Annotated in this window: 2 protein-coding genes and 1 pseudogene; all 3 read left to right on the top strand. The window is 24.2% G+C overall.

The window, feature by feature from the left end; all coding sequences use genetic code 11:
* The first annotated feature begins 7 nt into the window (after positions 1-7).
* On the top strand, positions 8-391 hold the full coding sequence (locus ACLR9T_RS14100; protein WP_412287955.1) for a GNAT family N-acetyltransferase: 384 nt from the start codon (positions 8-10) through the stop codon (positions 389-391).
* Positions 391-1,839, top strand: coding sequence for an AAC(6')-Ie family aminoglycoside N-acetyltransferase (gene aac(6')-I, locus ACLR9T_RS14095; RefSeq protein WP_412112194.1), 1,449 nt, complete (start codon positions 391-393; stop codon positions 1,837-1,839). Before ACLR9T_RS14100 ends, aac(6')-I begins: the two co-directional genes overlap by 1 nt.
* A gap of 17 nt (positions 1,840-1,856) precedes the next feature.
* Positions 1,857-2,082 (top strand): annotated as a pseudogene (locus tag ACLR9T_RS14090) (hypothetical protein); the annotation flags it as partial.

Genomic DNA, 2,082 nt, shown 5'->3' with positions numbered 1-2,082 from the left:
CGTCACTATGGACCTATTTTTTTATTTTATTTCAACTTCATTTTACAACGCGCGATTTTATAATGATAAAAATGTTATTGGGTTTATTGCTAAAGCTGAAAATAAAATTGTAGGATTTGCTTATGGATATGATATTATTCATCCAAATGGAAAACATGCATATTTTATTTATTCTATTGGAATGTTACCAGACTATCAAGATAAAGGTTATGGAACTAAATTATTAGGATTTATTAAAGATTATATTAGTTCTAATGGATTCTTTGAAATGTTTGTTCTTACTGATAAAGGAAATCCTAGAGCGTGTCATGTATATGAAAAATTAGGTGGCAAAAATGATTTTGAAGATGAAATTTGCTATGTATATGATTTTGAAGGTGATGAAAAATGATAGATATTAAAAATGAGAATATAAGGGTTAGAACTTTAAATGATAATGATTTTCCATTAATGTTAAAATGGCTTACCGATGAAAGAGTATTAGAATTTTATGGTGGTAGAGATAAAAAATATACATTAGAAACTTTAAAAGAACATTATACAGAACCTTGGGAAGATGAAGTTATAAGAGTAATTATTGAATATAATGGTCAACCTATTGGTTATGGACAAATATATAAAATGTATGATGAACTATATGATGATTATCATTACCCTAGAAGTAATGATATTGTTTATGGTATGGACCAATTTATTGGTGAAGTTGATTATTGGAGCAAAGGCATAGGAACAAAATATACAAAAATGATTTTTGAATTCTTAAAAAAAGAAAGAAATGCAGATGCTGTAATATTGGACCCACACCAAGATAATCCAAGAGCAATTAGAATGTATCAAAAAGCAGGATTTAGAATTATTGAAGATTTACCAGAACACGAACTTCACGAAGGTAAAAAAGAAGATTGTTATTTAATGGAATATCGATATGATGATAATGAAACTAATGTTAAAGCAATAAAATATATAATTGAACATAGTTTTGATATCAAAATAACCTCTATTAAATTAATTGGTAATGGTAATGACTCGTTTGCTTATGAAGTTAATGATAATATGATTTTTAAATTTCCTAGACACGAAAAAGCAAATGAAAATTTATTAAAAGAAATTGAAATACTACAATATTTAGAAAATAAAACAACTTTTAATATACCTAAAGTTTTATATGTTAATAATGATAATTCAAATTATAAATATTGTATTGCTTGTTTTACAAAAATTAATGGTGTTTCTTTAAGTAAAGAAATATATGAAAGATTAACTGATGAAGAAAAAGATAAATTAGCACAAGATTTAGCAAGATTTTTAAAAGAACTACATAGTTCCAATTATAATAAATACCAAGTCGATACAATTGAGAATTACAAAAAAGATTATGCAAGATTAGTTGAATTAATTTTTGATAAATTAGATGATAATGAAAAAATGGTAATTAATAATATTTATAATAGCATTTTATCTAATGATGATATGCTAACAATAAATAAATCTCTTGTTCATAACGACTTTAGTTGTGGTAATATTTTATTTGATACTACAACAAATAGAATTTCAGGTATTATTGATTTTGGGGATTCTTGTGTTTCTGATACTGATAATGATTTTTATTGTTTATTAGAAGATTCAGATGAAGAATTAGGAAGATGTTTTGGTATAAAAGTTTTAAATTATTATGGTTATGACAACATTGAAAAAATGTTGAGAAAATCAGATTTTCACGAATTTTATTGGATGTTTGAAAAAATAATTTATGGTTATGAATATAATTATAATGATTGGATTACTGAAGGATTATCAGAGTTAAAAGAATATTGTGAAATAAGTATTAAAAATAAATAATATAGGTTGTGATAAAAATGGAGATTAAAAGCAAGAAATATATTAATGAGGGATTTAATAGTAAAGCATATATAATTAATGATGAGTATATACTTCTAGAAGGTGTAAATAAAAATTCCTATGATAATTATAAAAAGTATTCCGAAAGTCTTAATAAACTTGTTGATGTTAAATCACTTCAAATTCCTAATATCATTGAATTAATAGCGCCTAATAATGAGTTTCCAAATGGAGCTATGGTTT

Origin of the sequence: Thomasclavelia sp., assembly GCF_047249845.1 — a bacterium.
In the GTDB taxonomy this organism is placed as follows: Bacteria; Bacillota_I; Bacilli_A; order Erysipelotrichales; family Coprobacillaceae; genus Thomasclavelia.
This window is presented reverse-complemented; position numbering and strand designations above follow the sequence as displayed.